Origin of the sequence: Pseudomonas sp. ArH3a, assembly GCF_022648765.1 — a bacterium.
Taxonomy (GTDB): Bacteria; Pseudomonadota; Gammaproteobacteria; order Pseudomonadales; family Pseudomonadaceae; genus Aquipseudomonas.
Genome location: NZ_CP080330.1, coordinates 6,320,371 through 6,336,010 on the forward strand (window position 1 = coordinate 6,320,371; position 15,640 = coordinate 6,336,010).

General features: G+C 61.2%; 14 protein-coding genes. 2 read left to right on the plus strand and 12 right to left on the minus strand.

The annotated features are described in order from the left end of the window. Positions 1-64: 64 nt before the first annotated feature. Positions 65-709 carry a cAMP-activated global transcriptional regulator CRP gene (gene crp / locus K0P33_RS29210; RefSeq protein ID WP_094951424.1) on the plus strand — a complete coding sequence of 215 codons (645 nt, stop codon included), beginning with the start codon at positions 65-67 and terminating at the stop codon, positions 707-709. On the opposite strand, the gene K0P33_RS29215 is transcribed toward crp, so the two are convergent. The 4 genes from K0P33_RS29215 to K0P33_RS29230 form a co-directional block, all read right to left on the minus strand. Continuing rightward, positions 706-1,401 (minus strand): lipoate--protein ligase family protein, encoded by a 696-nt coding sequence (locus K0P33_RS29215; protein WP_242152988.1) that lies wholly within the window; start codon positions 1,399-1,401, stop codon positions 706-708. The two genes, crp and K0P33_RS29215, sit on opposite strands and share 4 nt — an antisense overlap. 169 nt (positions 1,402-1,570) lie before the next feature. Next, positions 1,571-2,407, minus strand: coding sequence for an indole-3-glycerol phosphate synthase TrpC (trpC, locus tag K0P33_RS29220; RefSeq protein WP_094951422.1), 837 nt, complete (start codon positions 2,405-2,407; stop codon positions 1,571-1,573). Then, positions 2,404-3,453: an anthranilate phosphoribosyltransferase gene (gene trpD / locus K0P33_RS29225; protein WP_242152991.1), complete on the minus strand. Its 1,050-nt coding sequence runs from the start codon at positions 3,451-3,453 to the stop codon at positions 2,404-2,406. The genes trpC and trpD overlap by 4 nt, the downstream gene beginning before the upstream one ends. A gap of 9 nt (positions 3,454-3,462) precedes the next feature. Continuing rightward, a complete protein-coding gene (locus K0P33_RS29230) occupies positions 3,463-4,056 on the minus strand; it encodes an aminodeoxychorismate/anthranilate synthase component II (protein ID WP_094951420.1) in 594 nt (197 codons plus the stop codon). 423 nt (positions 4,057-4,479) lie between these two features. Between K0P33_RS29230 and estP the strand changes: the two genes are divergently transcribed. Beyond that, positions 4,480-6,402: an esterase EstP gene (estP, locus tag K0P33_RS29235; protein WP_242152994.1), complete on the plus strand. Its 1,923-nt coding sequence runs from the start codon at positions 4,480-4,482 to the stop codon at positions 6,400-6,402. A gap of 134 nt (positions 6,403-6,536) precedes the next feature. On the opposite strand, the gene trpE is transcribed toward estP, so the two are convergent. The 8 genes from trpE to K0P33_RS29275 form a co-directional block, all read right to left on the minus strand. Then, positions 6,537-8,018: an anthranilate synthase component I gene (trpE, locus tag K0P33_RS29240; RefSeq protein ID WP_094951418.1), complete on the minus strand. Its 1,482-nt coding sequence runs from the start codon at positions 8,016-8,018 to the stop codon at positions 6,537-6,539. A 68-nt stretch (positions 8,019-8,086) separates the two neighbouring features. Beyond that, the gene (locus K0P33_RS29245; RefSeq protein ID WP_094951417.1) at positions 8,087-8,905 is read right to left on the minus strand and encodes a phosphoglycolate phosphatase; all 819 of its coding nucleotides are present in this window, start codon (positions 8,903-8,905) and stop codon (positions 8,087-8,089) included. Next, positions 8,902-9,576: a ribulose-phosphate 3-epimerase gene (gene rpe / locus K0P33_RS29250; RefSeq protein ID WP_034116070.1), complete on the minus strand. Its 675-nt coding sequence runs from the start codon at positions 9,574-9,576 to the stop codon at positions 8,902-8,904. Before rpe ends, K0P33_RS29245 begins: the two co-directional genes overlap by 4 nt. An 84-nt stretch (positions 9,577-9,660) precedes the next feature. Continuing rightward, the gene (locus tag K0P33_RS29255; protein WP_242152998.1) at positions 9,661-10,809 is read right to left on the minus strand and encodes an iron-containing alcohol dehydrogenase; all 1,149 of its coding nucleotides are present in this window, start codon (positions 10,807-10,809) and stop codon (positions 9,661-9,663) included. Positions 10,810-11,020: 211 nt separating this feature from the next. Then, positions 11,021-11,845 (minus strand): ABC transporter permease, encoded by an 825-nt coding sequence (locus K0P33_RS29260; protein ID WP_010206955.1) that lies wholly within the window; start codon positions 11,843-11,845, stop codon positions 11,021-11,023. A gap of 12 nt (positions 11,846-11,857) precedes the next feature. After that, positions 11,858-13,105 carry an ABC transporter permease gene (locus K0P33_RS29265; RefSeq protein WP_094951415.1) on the minus strand — a complete coding sequence of 416 codons (1,248 nt, stop codon included), beginning with the start codon at positions 13,103-13,105 and terminating at the stop codon, positions 11,858-11,860. Positions 13,106-13,211: 106 nt separating this feature from the next. Next, complete coding sequence (locus K0P33_RS29270) at positions 13,212-14,252, minus strand: ABC transporter substrate-binding protein (protein ID WP_058420488.1); 1,041 nt, start codon at positions 14,250-14,252, stop codon at positions 13,212-13,214. Positions 14,253-14,295: 43 nt separating this feature from the next. Next, positions 14,296-15,408 carry an ABC transporter ATP-binding protein gene (locus K0P33_RS29275; protein WP_094951413.1) on the minus strand — a complete coding sequence of 371 codons (1,113 nt, stop codon included), beginning with the start codon at positions 15,406-15,408 and terminating at the stop codon, positions 14,296-14,298. Positions 15,409-15,640: the final 232 nt, after the last annotated feature.

Genomic DNA, 15,640 nt, shown 5'->3' on the forward strand with positions numbered 1-15,640 from the left:
AATGCCCACCCCGCTGGATAAAAATAAATCCAACCACACCGTGCAGTCTTTTCGGGATACAACCATGGTTGCTCTTACTCCCACACCCAAGATCAAGAACCTCGACAAGCTGCTGATGCACTGCCAACGCCGACGTTATCCGGCTAAGCACAACATCATCTGCGCGGGTGAACGCTCCGAAACACTGTTCTTCATCATCAAGGGCTCGGTCACCATCCTGATCGAGGACGAAGACGGCCGCGAGATGATCATCGCCTACCTCAATACCGGGGATTTCTTCGGCGAGCTAGGGCTATTCGAACAAGCCGGCAAAGAGCAGGAACGCAGCGCCTGGGTGCGCGCCAAGATTGAGTGCGAAGTTGCCGAAATCAGTTACGCGAAATTTCGCGAATTGGCCCAACATGATCCCGACATTCTCTACGCGCTGAGCGGTCAGATTGCCCAACGTCTGCGCGACACCACGCGCAAAGTCGGCGACCTGGCGTTCTTTGACGTCACCGGGCGCGTGGCGCGTTGCCTGCTGGAACTGTGCAAACAGCCTGACGCAATGACCCACCCGGACGGCATGCAGATCAAAGTCACACGCCAGGAAATCGGGCGTATTGTCGGCTGCTCACGGGAAATGGTCGGGCGCGTGCTCAAAGACTTGGAAGAACGCAACCTGGTGCACGTCAAAGGCAAGACAATGGTGGTGTTCGGTACGCGTTAACTTGGCAGAAAACCGGCCAGCATCTGCCGGTACAAGGTATCCAGCCGGCTGATCGCATCCGGCGCAGGAAAGACTTCGTGCAGTGCGATATGGCTGTCGGCACGCACTCGCTGGTCGAGGCCGCACGCCTCATTGAAGCGATTGACTGCCGCAATCAACGCCTCGCGGTCGTTATCCAGCAACAACGCGCCGTGCACCAACCCCACTGGGCGGCCACCGCTCTGCCGCCAGCGCTGGGCAGTGCCCACCATTTTTCGGCCATTGAGGTTGACGTTGTAGCGACCGTCGCAGAACGCACCGTCGATTTCACCGACGGACGCATCGCCGCCCAACTCGATCAGCAAGTCACAAATCGGCTGGCACAAACGCTGGTAGCCGGTTTCGATGCGGCCCTGATCGCCTTCGCTGCGCGGCGGCGCGTACACCAAGGCGATATTGACGGTCGCGGCAGATTGCGGCACCGGCTCACCGCCGGTTTCCCGTAGCAATACCGGCCAGCCGGCTTCGTCTGATACTTGGCTGGCGGCGTCGAACGCCGGCAGGCGGCTCAAGCGGCGCGGCATCACCAATGCTTGATCACTGGGCTGCCAGAACAACAGTCCAAATGCCTGCTCACCGGCGCAAACGGCCGCCAGCAGGTCTTGCTCGGCGGCGAGGCCTGCTTCAACGGTCATCGCGACTGGCTTAATCATTGCGCCATCCTCACTGCGCAAACCCATTCCAAATGTGGGAGCCGGCAAGTGTGGGAGCCGGGCTTGCCCGCGATGCAGACACCTGGGTGTATCAGTTACACCCAGGTGATGCTATCGCAGGCAAGCCAGCTCCCACACAAGCCAGCTGCCACATTGACTGTGTTTCAAATCAATCCAATGTGGAGCCGCTAACCGCCACACCGCGCTCAGGGAAGAACAAACGCTGCAGTTCCGCCCCCGGGTTCTCGGCGCGCATAAAGGTCTCGCCCACCAGGAACGAATACACACCGCTGATTTCCATCAGTTCCACATCAGCGCGGTTGACGATGCCGCTCTCGGTAATCACCAGGCGGTCACGTGGAATACGCGGCAGCAGGTCCAGCGTGTTTTCGAGGCTGACTTCAAACGTGTGCAGGTTACGGTTATTGACCCCCACCAACGGTGTGTCGAGGGTTTTCAGTGCACGCTCCAGCTCATCGCCGTCGTGCACTTCCACCAGCACATCCAGGCCGACGCTTTTGGCCACGGCCGCAAGCTCAGCCATCTTCACGTCATCCAGTGCGGAGACGATCAGCAGCACGCAATCGGCGCCCAAGGCACGGGCTTCGACGATTTGATAGGGGTCGACCATGAAGTCCTTGCGGATTACCGGCAACTTGCACGCAGCGCGGGCCTGTTGCAGGAACAGGTCGGAACCCTGGAAGAAGTCGATGTCGGTCAGTACCGACAGACAGGTTGCGCCGCCCCTCTCATAGCTGACGGCAATGTCAGCCGGCACAAAGTGCTCACGGATCACACCTTTGCTCGGCGAGGCCTTCTTGACCTCGGCGATCACGGCCGGCTGCTTGAGCTTGGCCTGGGCAATCAGGGCATTGGCAAAACCACGCGGTGCATCGGCACTTTTCGCCAGGCCTTCCAACTCAGCCAGGCTGACGCGCGCGCGGCGCTCAGCGACTTCTTCAGCCTTGCGGGCCAGGATCTTTTCCAGAACGGTCGGCACACTCATCCTTCATTCTCCATCTTGAATACTGCGGTGAATGCCCCGAGTTCTTCGAGCTTCTCGCGAGCCAGGCCGGTGTGCAGCGCATCATGAGCCAACGCGACACCTTCTTTAAGACTATAGGCATGGTCTGCCGCATAGAGTGCCGCACCGGCATTCAGTACGATCATTTCGGCAGCTTTCTGGCCGTTTTCTGTTTTGCGACGCCCCAAGGCATCACGAATCAGCTCCAGCGAGGCCGCCGGGCTTTCCACCGACAGGCCATGCAAACTCTGGCTTCTCATGCCGAGGTCTTCGGGCTCAACCCAATATTCGGTGACTTGGTCGTTCTTCAGCTCCGCCACAAAGGTCGGGGCCGCCAGGCTGAATTCGTCCAGGCCGTCTTTGGAGTGCACCACCAGCACATGCTTGCTGCCCAGGCGTTGCAACACTTCGGCCAGCGGGCGGCACAGCGCCTGGCTGAACACGCCGACCACCTGATGTTTCACACCGGCCGGATTCGTAAGCGGGCCGAGCATGTTGAACAGGGTGCGCAAGCCAAGGTCCTTGCGCGGGCCGGCGGCGTGTTTCATCGCGCCGTGGTGGGACTGGGCAAACATGAAGCCAATGCCGACGCTGTCGATGCAGCGCGCCACTTGTACCGGCGTCAGGTTCAGGTAGATGCCGGCCGCCTCCAGCAAGTCGGCGCTGCCGCTCTTGCCGGAGACCGCACGGTTACCGTGCTTGGCCACGGTGCAGCCGGCGGCCGCGACCACAAAGGAGGACGCCGTCGACACGTTGAAAATATTCGCACCGTCACCGCCGGTGCCGACCACATCGACCACACCGTCGAGGGTCTTGAGTTCGACCTTGTCAGCCAGCTCACGCATCACCGACACGGCGCCGACGATTTCGTCGATGCTTTCGCTCTTCATGCGCATCGCCATCATGAACGCGCCGATCTGCGCGTCCGTGCATTGGCCGGTCATGATCTCGCGCATCACATCGCTCATTTCAGCGGTGCTCAGGTCCAGGTGGCCGACGATACGGCTCAGGGCAGTCTTGATATCCATGGAAAGTCCTTAGCGCGTGCCGCCGCTCTGCTTGAGAAAGTTAGCGAACAGCTCGTAGCCCTGCTCGGTCAGGATTGACTCGGGGTGAAATTGCACCCCTTCGATATTCAGTGTTTTGTGGCGCAGGCCCATGATCTCATCGACCGAGCCGTCTTCCAGTTGGGTCCAGGCGGTGAGTTCCAGGCACTCCGGCAGGGTCTCACGCTTGACCACCAGCGAGTGGTAGCGGGTTACCGTCACCGGCAGGTTAAGGCCGTGGAATACACCGAGGTCCTTATGGAACACCGGGCTGGTCTTGCCATGCATCACCTGGCGCGCGCGCACCACATCACCGCCAAAGGCTTGGCCGATGGATTGGTGGCCCAGGCACACGCCCAGGATCGGCAACTTGCCGGCGAAATATTTGATCGCTTCCAGGGACACACCGGCTTCAGTCGGCGTGCAAGGGCCAGGCGAAACCACGATGCGCTCCGGGTTCAGGGCGGCGATTTCGGCGACCGTCAGTTCATCGTTGCGCACCACCTTGACCTCGGCACCGAGTTCACCCAGGTACTGCACAACGTTGTAGGTAAAGGAGTCGTAGTTATCAATCATCAGCAACATGTGGGTTCAAACCTCTTGAATTCACTGATTTCAAATGACCGCCTTCCAAGAGAGTGACCCGCTGCCAGACGCACGTTCCGGTTGCCAGGGTTAGCCGACAAGGGGCGTCAAACAACGGGTGAAGAAGGCAAATCGGTACAGGTCCGGCCGGGCCGGCAGAGAAAAATGTCAGGCGCGCCAACGCCAACGGGCGTGTGCCTTGACTACTCGCATCAAGAGTTTGCTGATGATCAACACGGGGAGGGTCTCATTCATACGTTCAGGCACAGTAACGTAGCCTCGCCAGCGGTGCAATATGGAGCAGCGAATACGGGGAAATCACGACGGAATCTTTATAGGAAAAAACGGTTTTCTTCGTCGAATTCTCGCAATACATTGCTAGTGTTTCGCTTCCGATACAAAAACAACTAAATGGAATTTCGCATGCTCAGACCACCGTTTTTCGCGCCCCTGGCCGGCTGTCTCCTGTCACTGGCCTGCGCGCAGGCATTGGCAGCCCCTTCGCCGTACTCAACCATGATCGTCTTTGGCGACAGCCTGGCTGACGCAGGCCAGTTCCCGGATGGTTCGAACGGCGCCACCCTGCGCTTTACCAACCGCACCGGCCCCACGTTTCAGGGCGACTACGGCCTGGTTTCATCGACCTTACTGGGTTCGAAACTGGGCGTAGCGCCAAACGACCTGAACGCCTCCACCTCGCCGGTTCGCGCAGCCCAAGGCTTGCCTGACGGCAACAACTGGGCAGTGGGCGGCTACCGCACCGACAACATTCTGGACTCCATCACCTCAGTCTCCAACGCGGCGATTCCGCCGGGCAACCCAGGTGGCGGCACTGTTTTGCGCAGCCGCCAGGGTTATCTGCCCGCAAACGGCGGGCGGGCCGACCCGAACGCGCTGTACTTCCTCTCCGGTGGCGGTAACGACTTCCTGCAAGGGCGCGTTCTCAGCCCGGGCCAGGCTGTTGCCGCCGGCGGCCGGCTGGCAGACAGCGCCCAAGCCCTGCAACAAGCCGGCGCGCGCTACATCATGGTGTGGATGCTGCCTGACCTGGGCCTGACCCCAGCCATCAATGGCACGCCGTCGCAGGCAGCAAGCTCGGCCCTGAGTAACATCTTCAACCAGTCACTGGTGCAGCGCCTGTCACAGATCGACGCGCAGATCATCCCGCTGAATATTCCGCTGCTGCTGAAGGAAACCTTCGCCGACCCTGCCCGCTTCGGCCTGGCCACCGGGCAAAACCTCACCGGCACCTGCTTCAGCGGTAACAGCTGCACCGCCAACCCGACCTACGGCATTGGCGGCACCCACCCGGACCCAACCAAGCTGATCTACAACGACTCGGTCCACCCCACCATCGCCGGGCAACGCTTGATCGCCGACTACGCCTATTCACTGCTGGCAGCGCCATGGGAACTGACCTTGCTGCCGGAGATGGCCCAAGGCACCTTGCGCGCCCACCAAGATGAACTGCGCAACCAGTGGCAGGCCGACACCGGTAGCTGGCAAGCGGTCGGCCAATGGCGCGCGATTGTGGCCGGCGGCGGCCAGCACCTGGACTTCGATGATCAAAGCAGCTCGGCCAGCGGTGACGGCAGTGGCTATAACCTGAACGTCGGCGGCAGCTACCGGCTCGACGAAAACTGGCGCGTCGGCGTGGCCGCCGGCCTGTATCGGCAGACACTCGAAGCCGGCGCCAGCGATTCAAACTACAAGCTCAACAGCTACATGGGCACCGCGTTCGCGCAATATCAGCAAAATCACTGGTGGGCCGATGCCGCACTGACCGGCGGCAAGCTGGACTTCGACAGCCTTAAGCGCAAGTTCGCCCTGGGCGTCGGCGAAGGCTCGGAAAAAGGCGACACCGACGGCTGGCTCTGGGCCTTGAGCGGCCGCGTGGGTTATGACATCGCCGGGGCCGGCAGCGACTGGCACTTGTCACCGTTCGTCAGCGCCGACTATGCGCGCGTCGAAGTGAACGGCTATTCGGAAAAAGACAACCGCTCTACCGCGCTGACCTTCGATGATCAACAACGCGACTCCAAGCGCCTGGGCGTAGGCCTGCAGGGCAGCTACCGCGTCACCCCGCAAACCCAGGTGTTTGGCGAAGTGGCTCACGAGCATGAGTTCGAAAACGACACCCAAAAGGTGAAGATGTCGCTCAACAGCGTGCAAGGGATCGATTTCAAACTGGATGGCTACACGCCACGCAGCAATTCGGATCGCTTGAGTGTGGGTGTCAGCCATAAGCTGACTCAGGAGCTGGCGTTACGGGCGGCGTATAACGTGAGGAAAGATGACAGCCTGACCCAGCAAGGGGTGAGTGTGGGGGTGAGTCTGGATTTCTGATGCGGTCTTGAAGCCAGCGCAAACCCAATGTGGGAGCTGGCTTGCCTGCGATAGCATCACCTCGGTGTATCAGGTAGACCGAGGTGATGCTATCGCAGGCAAGCCAGCTCCCACATTTTGATCTACATCTGATCTCAGTTTTGCGGAGTTTGCTCGGCCAACGCCACCGCACGGAACATCGCGCGGCGCTTGTTCAGGGTTTCTTCCCATTCCAGCGCTGGCACCGAGTCAGCCACAATCCCGCCGCCGGCCTGCACATGCAGTTCGCCGTCCTTGATCACGGCGGTGCGTATCGCAATCGCGGTATCCATGTTGCCGTTCCAGGCGAAATAGCCCACGGCGCCGCCATACACACCGCGCTTGACCGGCTCCAGTTCGTCGATGATCTCCATCGCGCGAATCTTCGGCGCGCCCGACAAGGTGCCCGCCGGCAGAATCGCCCGCAGCGCGTCCATGGCGGTCAACCCTTCTTTCAGCTCGCCGGTGACGTTGGACACAATGTGCATCACGTTGGAATACCGCTCGATGACCATCTTCTCGGTCAGCTTCACCGAGCCGATTTCCGAAACGCGGCCGGTGTCATTGCGGCCCAGGTCGATCAGCATCAAGTGCTCGGCGATTTCCTTGTCGTCGCTCAGCAGGTCTTCTTCCAGCGCAAGGTCAGCTTCTTCGGTGGCGCCACGCGGGCGCGTCCCGGCGATCGGGCGCACGGTAATCAGGTTGTCTTCGACCCGCACCAGCACTTCCGGCGAACTGCCCACCACGTGGAAGTCGCCGAAGTTGAAGAAGTACATGTATGGCGTCGGGTTGAAGCAACGCAGCGCGCGGTACAGGTCAATCGGCGCGGCCTTGAAGTCGATGGACATGCGTTGCGACGGCACCACCTGCATGCAGTCACCGGCGAGGATGTATTCCTTGATGGTGTCGACGGCGCGTTCGTAGTCGTTTTGGGTAAAGCTGGAGCGGAATATCGGGTCGGCGGCCGGAGGACGGCTGAGGTCCAGGCCACGACGTGGGGTGATTGGCTGGCGCAGTTTTTCCAGCAGGGCTTCGAGGCTGGCCTGGCCTTGCTCGAAGGCGCCCGCCTGGGAAGGGTCAGCGAGGACAATCGCGTGCATCTTGCCGGCAAGGTTGTCGAACACCACCACCGCGTCAGAGACCATCAACAGAATGTCCGGCACGCCCAGCGGGTCCGGGTTCGGGCATTTGCCCAAGCGTTTTTCCACGTAGCGCACGCAGTCGTAGCCGAAATACCCCACCAGGCCACCGTTGAAGCGCGGCAGGCCAGCGATGGTCGGCACGTTGTAACGCGCTTTGAATGCCTCGACGAAGGCCAGAGGGTCTTCAACGTCGTGGCTTTCGATCTCGACGCCATCCAGCGTGATGCTCACGTGGTGATCATGCACCCGCAGCACGGTGCGGCACGGCAAGCCGATGATCGAGTAACGGCCCCACTTCTCGCCGCCTTGTACCGATTCCAGCAGGTAGGAGTTGGGCTCGTCGGCCAGCTTCAAATAGATCGACAGCGGCGTATCGAAGTCGGCCAGGGTTTCGCAGGCCAAGGGGATACGGTTATAGCCGGCAGCGGCCAAACGCAGGAATTCTTCGCGGATCATGAGGTGCCTCGTGGCATGAGGGTCAAACGGTCAGGTGTGCAAACGTGCCGCAGCGCGGCCAGGATCAGTCAGGCGCGCCAACGCCAGCGGGCCAGGGCCTTGATGACTTTCATCCAGAGTTTGCGAGTGACCACCACGATGGCGTTTCCAGAAGGGGTTGGTTCGATGTCGGCCAACGTTATCTCAGCGCCCGCTCCCAAGCAACCGGGGATTAGCCGTCGCAGGTCATCAATCACCAGTGCCGGTGATTCTTCGGCGATCGGCCGGCCATGGTTATAGCCGTAACTGAGCGCCACACACTGCACGCCTGCGGCTTTTGCGGCCAGCACATCACTGCGCGAATCACCGACAAACAACGACTGGGAAGCCGGGATATTGGCCATTTTCATCACAAAGAATAGCGCCGCCGGGTCGGGTTTCTTCTGCGGCAAGGTATCGCCGCCGATGATCCAGCGGAAATACCGGCCGATTTTCATATGATCCAACAGCGGCGCGACAAAACGCTCCGGCTTGTTGGTGATCAGGGCCATTTCCACGCCTTGCTTGTGCAGCCATTTGAGGGTGTCGCGCACGCCGGGGTAAACCACGGTCAGCTCGTGGCCGTCCTCATAGGCGGCGTTGAACAATTCTAGGGCGTGTTCGGCCTCTACCTCATCGACACCTTCGGCATCGATGTGATTGGCCAAGGCCCGGCGCACCAGCATCTGCACGCCGTTGCCGACCCACTCACGCACCGACTCAACACCCGCAGGCTTGCGCCCCAGCTTGAGCAGCATCTGGTCCACCGCTGCCGCCAGGTCCGGCACCGAGTCGATCAAGGTACCGTCCAGATCGAACATCACCAGCCGTGGCAGTTTGCCGGGGAACAGCTGCTCAAAGCCGCTCATGGACGCGCCAGCGCCAGTTCGGCACGCATCTTGTCGATGACTTCCTGGTAGTCCGGGGCGTTGAAGATCGCCGAGCCGGCCACGAAGGTGTCAGCGCCAGCGGCGGCGATTTCGCGGATATTGTTGACGTTGACCCCACCGTCGATTTCCAGGCGGATATCCCGGCCGGACGCGTCGATCAGCGCGCGGGCTTCGCGCAGCTTGTTGAGGGTGCCAGGGATGAATTTCTGCCCGCCGAAGCCTGGGTTGACGCTCATCAGCAAGACCATGTCGACCTTGTCCATCACATATTCAAGCACGCTCAGCGGGGTGGCCGGGTTGAACACCAGGCCCGCCTTGCAGCCGCCTTCGCGGATCAGTTGCAAGGTGCGGTCGACGTGCAGCGTGGCTTCCGGGTGGAAGGTGATGTAGGTCGCGCCGGCCTCGATGAAGTCACCGACGATACGGTCCACCGGGCTGACCATCAGGTGCGCATCGATCGGCGCAGTGATGCCGTACTTGCGCAGCGCCGCGCAGACCATCGGGCCGATGGTCAGGTTGGGAACGTAGTGGTTGTCCATGACATCGAAGTGCACGAAGTCGGCGCCGGCGGCCAACACCTTGTCCACTTCTTCACCCAGACGGGCGAAATCGGCGGAGAGAATCGATGGAGCGATAACGAAGGGCTGCATGACGCACCTTTTTTGAGCTAAATCACGATGGCGCGCATTGTATACCTCATGCTTTGCTGCGCGCACCGTGACCTAACTCAACGGTTAGTAAGCCGCCCGGTAGATTTTCTCGATATCCGCCGCGCTGAGCTTGCGCGGGTTGTTGCGCATTAAGCGTTCAATGCCCGCCGCTTCAGTGGCCATGGCCGGGATCGCGTCCTCGGGAATACCGAAGCTGCGCAGGCCTGACGGGATCTCCACTGCGGCACACAGTCGCGTCATCGCTTCGACGGCCTGGTCGGCGGCATCATTAACGCTTAAACCACTGACATTCACGCCCATGGCCTCGCCAATGTCGCGCATGCGCTCCACACACGCCAGCTTGTTCCAGTGCATCACGTAGGGCAGCAGCAGCGCATTGCTCACGCCGTGGGCGATATTGAAACGCCCGCCCAGCGGGTACGCCAACGCATGCACCGCGCCCACCCCGGCATTGCCAAACGCCATGCCGGCCATCAGGCTGGCGGTGGCCATGTCATCGCGGGCCTGCAGGTTGGCCGGGTTGGCGTAAGCCTTGGGCAGCGCCTTGGCGATCAGCTTGATCGCGCCGATGGCCAGGGCATCGGTGATCGGCGAGGCATTCAGCGACAGGTAGGATTCGATGGCATGCACCATGGCATCCACGCCACTGGCGGCGGTCACACTGCGCGGGCACGTGAGGGTCATTTGCGGGCTGATCAACGCGACGTCCGGCAGCAGGTAATCGCTGACGATGCCTTTTTTCAGTTGTGCGGCCTTGTCAGAGAGGATCGCCACATTGGTCACTTCCGAGCCGGTACCGGCGGTAGTGGGGATGGCGATCAACGGTGGCCCTTTGCGCGGCACTTGGTCGACGCCGAACAAGTCCGCCAGCGCGCCGTGGTAACCGGCATAGGCCGCAACGCTCTTGGCGATGTCGATGGCACTGCCACCGCCCACGCCGATCAGGCCGTCATGCCCACCTTCGCGGTACGCGCGCATGCAGTCCTCGACGATGGCGATTTCCGGGTCGGGCAGCACGCGGTCGAATATTTCATAGGACCGTTCGCCCAAGTGTTCCAGCGCAAGCGCCACGGTGCCGGACTTGACCAGCGCGGCGTCGGTGACGATCAGCGGGTTATCCACATCCAGGCGGGTGAGCTCAAAGGCGAGCTGCTCGATGGCGCCAGCGCCGGTCAGCAGCTTGTGGGCGATCTTGAATGAGGAGGTACTCATGTGCGCGGCCTCTTATTAATGATGGGCTGGCACAAGGATAGCTGGGTATTTTGGGTTGCCTAGCATTCAGGGGCTGAATGGCTCGGTCAATGTGGGAGCTGGCTTGCCTGCGATGAGGGCGACTCGGTGTTACAGGCAAACCGAGGTGATGCTATCGCAGCGGTGCAGCGATCCGACAAGCCAGCTCCCACATTTGATCGGGTTTCCACAGTTAGACCTGAGCAGTACGCAGTTTCTCGCTGCGGCCTCGTAGCCATTCAAGGGTCAGCAACAACAGCACCGAGAAGGCAATCAGCAACGTGGCCGCCGCCGCAATCGTCGGGCTTAAGTTTTCACGGATGCCGCTGAACATCTGCCGAGGCAGGGTCGCTTGCTCCGGGCCGGCGAGGAACAGCGTCACCACCACTTCATCGAAGGACGTTGAGAAGGCAAACAGTGCCCCGCTGATCACCCCCGGCGCGATCAGCGGCAAGGTCACCCGGCGAAACGCGGTCAAGGGCGAAGCGCCCAGGCTGGCCGCCGCCCGCACCAGGTTATGGTTAAAGCCCTGCAACGTCGCCGACACGGTGATGATCACAAACGGCACGCCCAGCACCGCGTGCACCACGATCAGCGAAAAGAAGCTGTTGCCCAAGCCCAACGGCGCAAAGAACAAGTAGCTGGCCACGCCAATAATCACCACCGGCACCACCATCGGCGAAATCACCAAGGCCATCACCAGCGCTTTGCCGGGGAAGTTGCCGCGCGTCAGGCCAATTGCCGCCAAGGTGCCGAAGACCATGGCCAGCACGGTGGCCGCCGGGGCGACGATGACGCTGTTCTTCAGCGCACGCATCCACTCGGCCGAGGCGAAAAAGTCCTGATACCAATGCAGCGAGAAGCCTTGCAGCGGGTACACCAGGAAACTGCCGCTGTTGAACGACAGCGGGATAATCACCAGCACCGGCAGGATCAGGAACAGCAGGATCAAGCCGCACAGGATCCGCAAGCTGTAGAACCACACCCGTTCCACCGGTGACATATAAGGGCTCAGCATCGCTAGGTCTCCTCAGCTCAGGCGCAGGCGACTGGCGCCCACCAGCCGGTTATAGATCAGGTACAACACCACCGTCGCCAGCAGCAACAAGCCGCCCAACGCCGTGGCCATGCCCCAGTTAATGCTGGTGTTGGTGTAGAACGCCACGAAGTAGCTGACCATCTGGTCGTTCGGGCTGCCGAGCAGCGCCGGGGTGATGTAGTAACCAATCGCCAGGATGAACACCAGCAGGCAACCGGCGCCGACACCGGCATAGGTCTGCGGGAAATACACGCGCCAGAAGCTGGCGAACGGGTGGCAACCCAGGGAAATCGCCGCGCGCATATACGTGGGCGAGATACCTTTCATCACGCTGTAGATCGGCAAAATCATGAACGGCAACAGGATGTGCACCATCGAGATGTAAACCCCGGTGCGGTTGAACACCAGCTCCATGGGTTTATCGATCAGGCCCATGCCCATCAACGCGCTGTTGATCAGCCCGCCGGACTGCAGCAACACGATCCATGCCGCCACTCGCACCAAAATCGAGGTCCAGAACGGCAACAACACCAGAATCATCAGCAGGTTGCTTTTGCGTGCCGGCAGGTTAGCCAGCAGGTAGGCCAAGGGATACGCCAGCAGCAGGCAGACGAAGGTGATCACCAAGCCCATCCAGAACGTTCGGGCGAAGATGTCCAGGTAGATCGCCTGATCGGGCGTGGCCGGGGCCACTTCGCCCAGGTCATCGATGCGGTGATCGACCGCTGCCAGCAGGTAGTACGGCGTGAGGCTGCTGGTATTGCGCCGGATCGCCTGCCAGTACGCCGGGTCGCCCCAGCGTTCGTCGAGGCTTTCCAACGCTTCTTTATAAGAGGCCGGCGCTTGAGTGAACGGCAGCGCCCGCGCAGTTTTGGTCAGCAGGCTACGGTAGCCGGCCAGTTCCATGTTCAAGCGTTTGGACAGGTCGCCCAAGGTCTGGTTTTTACGCGCCTCGCCCAGGTCTTCGCTCAGCGCCTGGTACACCGGCTCAGCCGGCAGGCCACGGCCGTCCCAGGTTTTGACCGCCACCACGGTGCGCGGCAAGCCGCCCACCACTTCCGGGTTGCCGACGCTTTTGTAGAGCAGCGCAACAATCGGCACCAGGAACACCAGCAGCAAAAACAGCACCAGCGGCGCAATCAAGGCCTGGGCCTTCCAGCGGTTGAGCCGCTCGGCACGCGCCAGGCGCTGCTTGAGGGTGGGGCTGTTGACCTCGTTGGAGGGAACGGCGATGGCCATGGCTAACTCCGAAAATCTTCTAAGGATCCCCTGTGGGCCGGGCTTTTTGTGGGCGCTGGCTTGCCTGCTCCCACACAAGCCTGCTTACACAGGGGGTTATGCGGGGTTACTTGGCCGCCCAGGAATTGAAGCGCTGCTCGAGCTGCTCGCCGTTATCCGCCCAGAAGCTCACGTCGATCTGCACCTGATTGGCGATGTTCTCCGGCGTGGTCGGCATATCCTTCAGTACATCTTTGGCCAGCAACGGCACGGCCTGGGTATTCGCCGGACCGTAGGCGATGTTTTCCGAGTAGATCTTCTGTTGCTGTGGCTGCACCGAGAAGGCGATGAACTTCTTCGCCGCTTCGGCGCGGTCCTTGGCCAGGCCTTTTGGAATGGCCCAGGCATCAAAGTCATAAATGCCGCCGTTCCACACCACTTTCAGGTTGCTTTCTTTTTGCACGGCCGCGATACGGCCGTTATAGGCCGAACTCATGACCACGTCGCCAGAGGCCAGGTACTGCGGCGGTTGGGCGCCGGCTTCCCACCACTGGATCGACGGCTTGAGTTCGTCGAGTTTCTTAAACGCGCGGTCCTGGCCGTCTTTACCGGCCAGCACTTTGTACACGTCTTTGGGTGCCACACCGTCCGCCATCAAGGCGAATTCCAGGGTGTACTTGGCGCCCTTGCGCAGGCCGCGCTTGCCTGGGAATTTCTTGGTATCCCAGAAGTCCGCCCAACTGGTCGGTGCAGTGGTCAGCTTGTCGGCGTTGTACGCCAGCACGGTGGACCACACAAAGAAGCCCACGCCGCAGGGCTGGATTGCGCCCTTCACGTAGTCAGCGCTATTGCCGAACAGTTTCGGGTCGAGCGGCTCGAACATGTCTTCGTCACAGCCACGAGACAGTTCCGGCGACTCCACTTCCACCAAGTCCCAGGACACGCTCTTGGTGTCGACCATGGCTTTGACCTTGGCCATTTCACCGTTGTACTCACCGGCGACGATCTTGCCGTTGCCCGCGCTTTCCCACGGTGCATAGAAGGCCTTAACCTGGGCCGCCTTGTTCGCGCCACCAAAGGACACGACCGTCAGGTCCGGGCCTGCCATGGCCTGTGTCGCGCCCATCAAACCGATGGCCAGCGCTGAATATTTCAGGGATCTCAACATTGTTGTTCTCTCCACGTGCAGGGTTGGTGAAGCCAGGGGGCGATCAATTCGCCTCTAGAAGTGGGTCGAGTGCGCGAACGTGCTCGACTTGCCAGCCAATCGGTACCACGTCGCCGACCGCCAGGGCTGGGTCCAGCTCGGCAATCGGTTGTTTCACAAAAAAATCGGCCTTGCCGCAGACTTCCAGGCGCACACGCACGTGGTCGCCCAGGTAGATAAATTCGGCCACGCGCCCGGAGAAACGGTTCACACACGATTCGCTGGAGCCATTGAGGCTGACGCGCTCCGGGCGTACCGACAACGTCACCGGGCCACCGATCTGGCCGACATTCACCGCCAGCGCCTCGACCTTCTCACCGCGCGCCAGCTCCACCACGCAGCGCTCGCCGGTGTGGCTGTGCAGGCGGCCGTTGAGACGGTTGTTCTCGCCGATGAAGTTGGCAACGAAGGTGTTCTTGGGTTCTTCGTACAAGGTGCGCGGCGCGGCGATCTGCTGGATCTCGCCCTGGTGGAACACCGCCACGCGGTCGGACATGGTCAAGGCTTCGCCCTGGTCGTGGGTCACGTACACCACGGTCACGCCGAGGCGCTGGTGCAGGTGCTTGATCTCCATCTGCATGTGTTCGCGCAGTTGCTTGTCGAGCGCGCCGAGGGGCTCGTCCATCAGCACCAGTTGCGGTTCGAACACCAACGCCCGGGCCAGGGCCACGCGCTGTTGCTGGCCGCCGGAGAGTTGCGCCGGGTAGCGCTGGGCGAAGGCATCCAGCTGGACCATGCTCAGCACGCGTTTGACCCGCTCGCTGACATCGGTCTTGCTCAAGCCGCGCACCGACAGCGGGAATGCCAGGTTCTCGGCCACGGTCATGTGCGGGAACAGCGCATAGTTCTGGAACACCATGCCGATGTCGCGCTTGTGCGGCGGCACGTTATTGATGGCACGCCCGGCCAGCAGGATTTCACCGGCGGTCGGCGTCTCGAAGCCGGCGAGCATCATCAGGCTGGTGGTCTTGCCCGAACCGGAGGGCCCGAGCAGGGTGAGGAACTCGCCCTTGCGAATCTCCAGGTTGAGGTCTTTGACGATCAGGTTCTCGCCGTCGTAGCTTTTCTGCACGCCACGAAAGCTGACCAGCACATCATTTGAATCCGCCTCGCTCATACCCGCACCTTTTTGTTTTGGACTGCTGTGGCACAAGCGTAGTCCAGGCGCGAGGCCCCGGAAATCGGGGGCCAGGAGAGAATCGCATCAGCAGGATGGAAGGTTCGGGGTAGGGATTGCCCTACACGGATGGCGGGGATGGGACAGGGCAGCGACAAGGGGCGAGCTACAAGCAGCAGGAATGGGCTCGACGGTATTTTCGAGGTGTCGTTATTGGGCATGCCGCCTGCCA

Bases quoted from the DNA above. Each gene is read 5' to 3' on its own strand.
- K0P33_RS29260 (WP_010206955.1), bottom strand. From the start codon at position 11,845: ATGCTGAGCCCTTATATGTCACCGGTGGAACGGGTGTGGTTCTACAGC.
- K0P33_RS29230 (WP_094951420.1), bottom strand. From the start codon at position 4,056: ATGTTGCTGATGATTGATAACTACGACTCCTTTACCTACAACGTTGTG.
- K0P33_RS29255 (WP_242152998.1), bottom strand. From the start codon at position 10,809: ATGAGTACCTCCTCATTCAAGATCGCCCACAAGCTGCTGACCGGCGCT.
- K0P33_RS29270 (WP_058420488.1), bottom strand. From the start codon at position 14,252: ATGTTGAGATCCCTGAAATATTCAGCGCTGGCCATCGGTTTGATGGGC.
- rpe (WP_034116070.1), bottom strand. From the start codon at position 9,576: ATGCAGCCCTTCGTTATCGCTCCATCGATTCTCTCCGCCGATTTCGCC.
- trpD (WP_242152991.1), bottom strand. From the start codon at position 3,453: ATGGATATCAAGACTGCCCTGAGCCGTATCGTCGGCCACCTGGACCTG.
- estP (WP_242152994.1), top strand. From the start codon at position 4,480: ATGCTCAGACCACCGTTTTTCGCGCCCCTGGCCGGCTGTCTCCTGTCA.
- crp (WP_094951424.1), top strand. From the start codon at position 65: ATGGTTGCTCTTACTCCCACACCCAAGATCAAGAACCTCGACAAGCTG.
- trpC (WP_094951422.1), bottom strand. From the start codon at position 2,407: ATGAGTGTGCCGACCGTTCTGGAAAAGATCCTGGCCCGCAAGGCTGAA.
- K0P33_RS29275 (WP_094951413.1), bottom strand. From the start codon at position 15,408: ATGAGCGAGGCGGATTCAAATGATGTGCTGGTCAGCTTTCGTGGCGTG.
- trpE (WP_094951418.1), bottom strand. From the start codon at position 8,018: ATGATCCGCGAAGAATTCCTGCGTTTGGCCGCTGCCGGCTATAACCGT.
- K0P33_RS29265 (WP_094951415.1), bottom strand. From the start codon at position 13,105: ATGGCCATCGCCGTTCCCTCCAACGAGGTCAACAGCCCCACCCTCAAG.
- K0P33_RS29215 (WP_242152988.1), bottom strand. From the start codon at position 1,401: ATGATTAAGCCAGTCGCGATGACCGTTGAAGCAGGCCTCGCCGCCGAG.
- K0P33_RS29245 (WP_094951417.1), bottom strand. From the start codon at position 8,905: ATGAGCGGCTTTGAGCAGCTGTTCCCCGGCAAACTGCCACGGCTGGTG.